This window comes from Alteromonas sp. AMM-1 (genome assembly GCF_047290655.1).
Classification (GTDB): Bacteria; Pseudomonadota; Gammaproteobacteria; order Enterobacterales; family Alteromonadaceae; genus Alteromonas; species Alteromonas mangrovi.
In genome coordinates this window covers 1-8,143 of record NZ_JBLBUE010000153.1, presented here as the reverse complement: position 1 = coordinate 8,143, position 8,143 = coordinate 1, and the positions used below count along the sequence as shown (strand labels likewise).

Annotated in this window: 9 protein-coding genes; 3 read left to right on the top strand and 6 right to left on the bottom strand. The window is 46.0% G+C overall.

Annotation, left to right across the window (positions count from 1 at the left end; all coding sequences use genetic code 11):
- Positions 1-117 precede the first annotated feature (117 nt).
- Positions 118-678, top strand: a complete 561-nt coding sequence (locus tag ACLR2L_RS16805) for an OB-fold-containig protein (protein WP_413369732.1) — start codon at positions 118-120, stop codon at positions 676-678.
- Between the two features lie 99 nt (positions 679-777).
- Positions 778-1,509: a substrate-binding periplasmic protein gene (locus tag ACLR2L_RS16800; protein WP_413369730.1), complete on the top strand. Its 732-nt coding sequence runs from the start codon at positions 778-780 to the stop codon at positions 1,507-1,509.
- 60 nt (positions 1,510-1,569) lie between these two features.
- Here the strand turns inward: ACLR2L_RS16800 and ACLR2L_RS16795 are convergent, their stop codons facing one another.
- Both ACLR2L_RS16795 and miaE read right to left on the bottom strand, forming a co-directional pair.
- Positions 1,570-2,883 (bottom strand): methyl-accepting chemotaxis protein, encoded by a 1,314-nt coding sequence (locus ACLR2L_RS16795; RefSeq protein ID WP_413369728.1) that lies wholly within the window; start codon positions 2,881-2,883, stop codon positions 1,570-1,572.
- A 295-nt stretch (positions 2,884-3,178) separates the two neighbouring features.
- Positions 3,179-3,934, bottom strand: coding sequence for a tRNA isopentenyl-2-thiomethyl-A-37 hydroxylase MiaE (gene miaE / locus ACLR2L_RS16790; protein WP_413369726.1), 756 nt, complete (start codon positions 3,932-3,934; stop codon positions 3,179-3,181).
- 265 nt (positions 3,935-4,199) lie between these two features.
- Here miaE and ACLR2L_RS16785 point away from each other — a divergent pair, with 265 nt between their 5' ends.
- A complete protein-coding gene (locus ACLR2L_RS16785; RefSeq protein WP_140956584.1) occupies positions 4,200-4,799 on the top strand; it encodes a Yip1 family protein in 600 nt (199 codons plus the stop codon).
- Positions 4,800-4,882: 83 nt separating this feature from the next.
- Here ACLR2L_RS16785 and purF read toward each other — a convergent pair whose 3' ends face one another.
- The 4 genes from purF to ACLR2L_RS16765 form a co-directional block, all read right to left on the bottom strand.
- Entirely contained in the window at positions 4,883-6,403 is a 1,521-nt protein-coding gene (gene purF, locus ACLR2L_RS16780) for an amidophosphoribosyltransferase (protein ID WP_140956583.1), read from the bottom strand.
- A gap of 14 nt (positions 6,404-6,417) precedes the next feature.
- Complete coding sequence (locus ACLR2L_RS16775) at positions 6,418-6,906, bottom strand: CvpA family protein (protein WP_413369723.1); 489 nt, start codon at positions 6,904-6,906, stop codon at positions 6,418-6,420.
- Positions 6,907-7,109: 203 nt separating this feature from the next.
- The gene (locus ACLR2L_RS16770; protein ID WP_413369721.1) at positions 7,110-7,712 is read right to left on the bottom strand and encodes an SPOR domain-containing protein; all 603 of its coding nucleotides are present in this window, start codon (positions 7,710-7,712) and stop codon (positions 7,110-7,112) included.
- A gap of 18 nt (positions 7,713-7,730) precedes the next feature.
- A partial coding sequence (locus ACLR2L_RS16765) for a glutamate ligase domain-containing protein (protein WP_413369719.1) occupies positions 7,731-8,143 on the bottom strand: 413 nt, incomplete at its 5' end.

Sequence of the window (8,143 nt, the reverse complement as noted above, 5' to 3'; positions counted from 1 at the left end):
TACCGTGCATGAAGGAAGGTGATAATTACGGTTTGGCTATTCTCTCGGGAAAACGTCATCTACGGATCGGTACTACCTATCTTGCTTGTCATTTTATTTATCGAATGCGTTGGTTTTTTGTGTAAAACCGATGTATTTGGCCTGTTCGACCAAAGTCAGTTTGGTATTTTGTCGTTAAAGCGTTTATCACCCGAGCACTTATCATCGTACTGGTATTCAGTGACTGGCAGTGGTTGGCTGTTATTGTTCTTATTTCTGTTCAGCTTTCAGGGTCTCGCGATGCAATATGGATTGCGACAATTCTCTGACATCATCGTATCCGAATTCTGGATCTTTTCGGTTAGCAGTAGCGTAAGCGTGGCCATTGTTGCCGGCATCTTCCTGCGCTTTCAATGGTTATTGCGCCGCGCATTGCAGGCGTCATTTTCAGATCCCGCTGCCAATAATACCCAATACGCCTTAAGCGGTTCGATTGCCAGTATCATTTCAACGGCCTCGAATAGTGGTATTGGTGCTAAAGCCGTGGTGGTAGATAACAATAACCATGAACATCATCTGCATGTAAAGCCCTTGGAATCCCTGGAGCAATTTAACATCGGAGACCGAGTTGTACTCATTCATAAAAGTACTGATTGCTGGCTCGCATCAAGATGCAGGCAGCGAAAGAGGGCGTATTAACCAGGTATAAAATTAAACTAATGGCTATTCGTAAAATAGTCAAAGGCCCTTTACACTACCCCCGTTGCCAATTGTAAATTTTGAATGCTGGGTGTTAAGTTGTTGCGATTAAAGTTTGTGTTGATACTCAGCACCATTTTTAGTTCCACGTTGTGGGCGAATCAGGAGACCAATCCAAACGCTCAGCCTTTAGGTTGTGTAACAACTCACTATCCTCCGTACACCATATTCAATGAAGATGAGCCGCCATCCGGCAGAGACATCGGTTTACTTGAAGGGTTGGCCAATGCAATGGGATGGAAGATAGAATTTATTGATATTCCCTGGGGTCGGCTAAAGCGTTCGATCACCACAGCCCCTTTTCAATGCTATTTTTCATTAGCCAATATTGAAAACAGAAGCGAACATTTAACCTTTTCCAGTGTACCACTTCACGTTACGCAATATGCCCTGTTCTACCGTAACTCGCTGAGTGAAACGCAATTACAAAGCTGGCGCGGTTTGCGAATTGGCGGTGTCAGAGGGATCACCGTTTCTGACAAGTTCATTCATCAGTACAACATTGAACCCGACGATTTCATATATCTGGACTCGAATGAAAGCCTGGTGGATATGCTGCAACTTGGCAGGATTGATGCATTTGTTACCAACCAGATTGTAGGCAACATGCTAACCCGGCATCACGCGGATATCTCGTCTTTTGTTATTTCTACGCTGGACGTGCCTGTATATCTTGCGGTTGATAAATCGCTCAATATCGACATGTCGGCGGTAGACAAAATACTTACTGAACTGGTTAATGAACAACAAAAAGAAATGGCGAATAATTAAGTCGCAGGAGCGACAGCAGGCACGCAATACCTTGCACTGCGTACCTGTATAAATGTGGGATTAGTGCTGTGTAAGATGCGACACCGCCCCAACAACCAGTTCCGCACCGTCTTGTATTTCCTGAATAACGGCTTGTGTTTCTTGTAACTGTAACTGCGCTTCAATAGCACTTTGTTTACTGGCGTTGATAGAGTTAACGGCGGCTTCAGCTAACTGACTGTTCTCAGCTACCACCTTTACAATTTCATCCGTTGACTTCGTTGTTCTGAAAGCAAGCTCACGTACCTCATCAGCAACAACCGCAAATCCTCGGCCCTGATCCCCAGCCCTGGCTGCTTCTATCGCAGCGTTAAGAGCCAGCAAATTGGTTTGATCGGCAATACCACCAATGGCCTGAATAATCTTACTGATTTCCTGAGACTGTTTATTCAGGGCATCAATACTTTGCGACGCCTCCGACATTTTCTGGACCAATTCAGACATCATTTCAGAGGTAGATTGCATCAACTGGTGACCACGGGTGGAGCTATCACCTGTTTGTCGGGAAGTTTCGTAGGCCATGTCGGCCGCTTCCGCCACCCTGCGCTCCTGCTCAACCTGTTCCGTAATGTCACTGGCGAATTTTACACAGCGGGTTAATTCGCCATAAGCATTAAAGATAGGGTTGTACGAGCCTTCAAGCCAGATTTCCCTGCCTTGTTTATTCACCCGTTTATAGCGGGACACAAAAAATTCACCGCTTTTTAATCGCTTCCAAAAATCGGCATACTTGGCACTTTCAGCCTCTTCGCGGGTACAAAATATCCGATGATGTTTACCTTTTACTTCGTCCAGCGAATATCCCATGGTTTGGCAAAAATTCTGGTTGGCATCCAACACAATACCGTCGATGGTAAATTCAATCACAGCAGTTGAACGCTTAATAGCCTTTATCATATTCTCATTAAGGCGCGAGGCATTAATTGTACGGGTTAAGTTATTGGCAAATAAATCGATTGAAAACACGTTGCCCTGAGCATCGCAGATAGGTTGCATAATCACTCTCAACCACAGGTGCTCTGCCGTGCCATTGTCAATTTCCACCGCCCCCGACCAATGTTGCTTTTCTGCAATGGCACGCTGTAGCTGCTTATAGTGTTCCGTAGCCCGTGCTTTAGGCGGCACTAACTCCAGAAACGGCATACCTATTAACGTTTGTTCCGACAAGCCTGTTTCACGTATAAAAAGCGCATTGGCTTCGGTTAGCTTTCCCTGCATATTCATTGAAACGTGTAACATCTCACTGCTCAGGCTTTCAAAAATCTGCTTATATACAGATAACTCACCCGACACCTCATTCAACTGCTCAGCTAGCACCTTGCTTCTTGAAAACATCTATTCACTCCATGGATATCTCAGGTTAGCGCCAGCCTGAATACCATTATTATTCTGTAGGTAAATACGCTATACAAAGTTGTTATAGACAGAGCTAAATGGTGCCATGTTTATATGACATATGAAAGGCGGAATTCAAAAAATCTTATATTAATTAGATATTTAAAATATATTACAAATCGCAACTAAGACGAATGGAGTGAGTGTCTGTGATTATTAAAAGCAGGTAAGACGGCCTGAAAGACCGTCGTTTTACAACCAGTAGCGAGTATAAGCGGTTAGCCAGGAATTGGTATTAATGCACCGGTGCACCACTGTGAAATTTAAAATCTTCGTCTGGCGCAGAAATCAATTTCGCTTCAACGGATCGGAAAAACGCTACCCGCTCGGAAATATCCTTACCCGCAATCTCTTCTGCCAGGGTTAAATAATCCTGATAATGGCGCGCTTCTGAGCGTAGTAACGAGATATAAAAATCACCAAGGGGTTTATCTACATGCGGGGCCAACGCCGCAAATCGTTCACAGGAACGCGCTTCAATAAATGCACCGCATATCAATTTATCAACCAACGCCGCCGGCTCATGGGTTTTCACATGCAGCAGTAAGCCTTTAGCGTAGCGGCTCGAACTGATAGTGTCGTAGGCAATACCATAGCCTTCCATGATTTCAAGTACCTGATAAAAGTGATGCAACTCTTCTTTTATCAACAGCACCATTTTATCAATCAAATCCTGACCATAAGGCGTGCCTGATTTTGGGATCATGGATTTAGAGAGTTTTTCATGATTCGCCAGCGCCTTCCAATCCCCTACTTTTCGATATGTGAAATCCTCGAATGGCTTTAACCAGGCCAACAGCGCATCACCGCTTTCTTTATCAACTGCATAACGGCGGATCAAAAACATCGCTGATTGAGCTGCCTTAAGCTCACATACAAGATGATCCAATAACACAACAGGCAGATTTTCAGGTTTGGCGGCTTCTGCAACCCAGGCATGTGGCGTTTCACAGCCTAAAAAGGTTTTTATGGGGGCTAGTAACGATTGCAAAGGACTCTCTCTGTACACATTAAAACGCTGGCGAAGTGTATCACAGGAGCCTTTGGGTTCTAAGTGTTGTCGCCACTATTGTGCTGTTCCCATGTGATGAGTTTATTTACTGAAATTACGTAGACCGCCAATTGAGATCATTTTTTAACCAAAAGTGTTGACTTAAATTTGTACTTAGATAAGACTAAATGTAACAATAATGTTAATTAATTAACATTATGATAAATAAAATGGTTAACAACAGACCAACCAGCCGGGAGGCATTATGATCCTAAATCACCTCTGGGGAATTTACACACACCCTAAAGAAGAATGGCAAACCATCGATAAGCGCCACGAAAATTACTTTTATGCACTCAGTCACATTGCCGTTATTGCGTTAATTCCGGCGATTATTGGTTATTATTCAGCTGCACATCTGGGATGGAGTATTGGTGCAGGTGACGTTATCAAGCTCACTCAGCAAAGTGCCATTACCATGAGTGTTGGCATGTACTTTGGTTTAATTGCAGGCGTAGTGCTACTGGCAATATTGATCCATGAACTGGCGAACGCATTTGATGCCGCGCCCACGTATACGCAATCACTGGAGCTTGCCGCATACACCGCAACGCCTCTGTTTATGGTGGGTTTCGCCGGTTTATATCCTGAATTGTGGTTCATTATGACCGTTGGTTTGGTTGGTTTGTCATATTCGGTATATCTGCTTTATTCAGGTGTGCCTATTCTGATGCACATTCCTGAGGAAAAAGGCTTTATCTACTCAAGTTCAGTAGTGACCTGTGGGCTGGTTTTGCTGGTGATTTTAATGGCCAGTACCGTCATTCTGTGGAGCATGGGCATGGGCCCGGTTTATTCCCACTAACACCTCCTGACATAATTTGTTTACTGCATAAAAAAAGCCGTATTGAGTACGGCTTTTTCAATTCTGGTTAACCAACACACGCATCAGGCGTCCAGGTTATGCATTTCCAGATTCGACAACTCAGCCTGAATCACCGGAGCCTGACGGGCCTTTTCGCTTCGTGCTATGTCGATACGCTCCAGATACGATTGGTCAACATCACCCGTAATATAGTTACCGTCGAAAACCGAGGTTTCAAAGCGCTTGATCTGCGGGTTTTCCTGCTGAACAGCTTCTACCAAATCTTTGATATCCTGGAAAATCAGTCCGTCGGCCTGAATCAGATCAGAGATTTGGTCGATTTCACGGCCATAAGCAATGAGCTCATTTGCCGAGGGCATGTCGATACCATACACGTTAGGGAAGCGAATCTCTGGTGCAGCAGACGCGAAGTAAACCTTCTTGGCACCCGACTCACGCGCCATCTCGATGATTTGCCCCGAGGTGGTTCCACGTACAATGGAGTCGTCTACCAGCAACACGTTTTTGCCTTTGAACTCAGAAGAAATAGCGTTCAGTTTACGGCGTACCGATTTTTTACGCATAGTTTGGCCAGGCATAATAAACGTGCGGCCGATATAGCGGTTTTTCACAAAGCCCTGACGGTAAGGCAGGTTCAGTGTGTTAGCGATTTGCAGCGCGATATCCATTGAAGTCTCAGGGATCGGGATCACCACGTCGATGTCTAAATCAGCCCATTGACGCGCGATTTTCTCGCCCAGCTTTTTGCCCATATTCACGCGTGACGCATACACCGAAATACCATCAATAAAGGAATCCGGGCGCGCAAAATACACAAACTCAAAAATACATGGCGACGTAACAGGATTTTCGGCACATTGCTGTGTAAAGAGTTCACCCTGCTCTGTAATAAATACCGCCTCACCTGGAGCAACGTCGCGAATGAATTTAAAGCCAACCGCATCAAGCGCAACACTCTCGGAGGCAACCATGTACTCGTCGCCCATTTCTGTTATGCGTTTACCTAACGCCAACGGACGAATACCGTGAGGGTCGCGAAACGCCACTAACCCCAAACCAATCACCGCAGCTGCCACTGCGTAAGCACCACGGATCTTATTGTGTACTTTGGTTACTACATCGAAGATGTCTTTTGGCGATACGGTGAGACCGGTAGTTTTGCTCTGAAGTTCGTGAGCAAAAATGTTTAACAGGATTTCGGAGTCAGACGTGGTATTCACGTGACGACGCGCTTTGCGGGCCACTTCTTCCTGGAGAATATGCGCATTGGTAAGGTTTCCATTGTGCGCAAAGGCAATACCAAATGGCGAATTAACATAAAACGGCTGCGCTTCTGCGGAGCTTGACGAGCCTGCAGTAGGATAGCGGCAATGACCAATACCCATATTGCCTGTTAACCGCTTCATATGACGCGTATGAAACACGTCTCTCACCAATCCATTGTCTTTACGCAGATTGAACACACCGTTATCGACGGTCATTATGCCTGCAGCATCCTGGCCACGATGCTGTAGCACGGTTAAACAGTCGTACAAGGACTGAGCAACCGGTGTTTTACCAACAATTCCGACAATACCACACATTTGGGTTACCTATTTTAAGCGGGAGTTAAAAAACTGGAGCTGTCTTTTACGTAGCTAAAAAACCACTCAATAATCACTGCAAATTCTGGCACCAGTACCGATTCCTCCCACCAGGTGGACGAAGCAGATGGCGTAAAGGTATCCAGAAAGAATAATAGCGCACTTACGATGAGAATGCCGCGTAATACACCGAAAACCGCGCCCAGAGCACGGTCTGTGCCAGAAAGGCCGGTGGCTTCTACCAGCTGGCTGGTTACGTGATTGACCAGGGCGCCGAGAATAAGCGTTACCACAAATAACACGGCAATTGCGGCCCCATTTCGGATTAACTCATCGTTGATTCTGGTGAAGTACACCGCGAGGTCGGCGTAAAACTGGCTGGCGATAAAGAGCGCGGCAAACCATACCGCTAAAGAGATAGCTTCTTTTACAAAGCCGCGCACCAGACTAATTACAGTTGAGAGCGCGATCACACCGATTATTGCGTAATCCAGCCAATTCATCGTCGATATCTTACCTAGTAAGCGTTGCTCTGCGAAAATATACAGCACACCGCGTCGAATTCGCGCGCATTCTACCAGAAGTCAGAATGATTACCAGTGCAGCAATTTTACTCAGCAACAAAGTGGGATGGTCGATGCCCACTATACCGGAATTTTTCCTGCTTTTAGAACAACTTATTTAAGTAATTCAGACGAAAATACAATTACCCATTCACACTGAATGTGGTGACTTTGCCTTTTAGACCAGTGAGTTCCTGCAAATGTGGCAGCGCGGTCTCCAGCGCACTTTTATCCAGATTCGGCCCTACAAATACCTTGGTAAGCGGACCTGAACTTGTAATGATTGGTTTACTGAACGCCCGGTATCCCGCGTTTTCCAGTTTATCCAGTAATTGCTTAACATTTTTCTGGTGGCTGAAACTGCCAAGCTGAATGACCCACCCACTGCCACTTGATGCTTCATCAGGCGCTTCTACAACGGTTTGACGGGCTAAATCGTCGTTACTCGCCGAACTGGCTTCAGCGGTAACTACTTGCTCATTGGCGGCTACTGGCGGGTCCAGGGATTCGTCGTCCACCGCAATGTCATTTACAATTTCAACCGGGCGCTGTGTTGCCGCCGCAACGCGATCGGCAGGAAACGGCTCCGGATTCACGATGGGCTTTTGATGGGGGGCTGGCGGAACGTTTACGAACACATCCTGATTACTGGTTTTTCTGCCATCCAACATGTCGGGCAAAAAGATAACAGCCACTGCCACCAGAATGACGGTTCCCACTAGTCTGTTTTGTAACGCTGTCGCCACTGCGGCCTCACTCTGTTGTTATTTTAGTGTATTGTGCGGTAACGCTAAAATATCTGCAACAGTATGAAACGATCCTACTACCAATATTAACGCATCATTTCCTGCTTGTGCTTGTGTAGCTTGTGCCTGTGCTGCGTAAAATGCGTCGGTTACATGAGCAAACTGCTGTTGAGTCTGACCAACGGGTACAGCCTTACTCAGCGCTTCAGCAGACAGTCCTCGGGGGCCTTCGGTTGATGCTACATACCAGACTGGATTAAAGGGCGCGAATGGCGCTAAAGATGGCCCGAGGGCTTTGTCTTTCAGCATGGCCATCACAATGTGAAGCGATGTGAATGACTGTTTTGTGAGCCACGTAGCAAGGGATTCTGTGGCCTGAGGGTTGTGGCCCACATCCAGATACGTTTTAGGTTGTGTTGCAATAAGTTGTC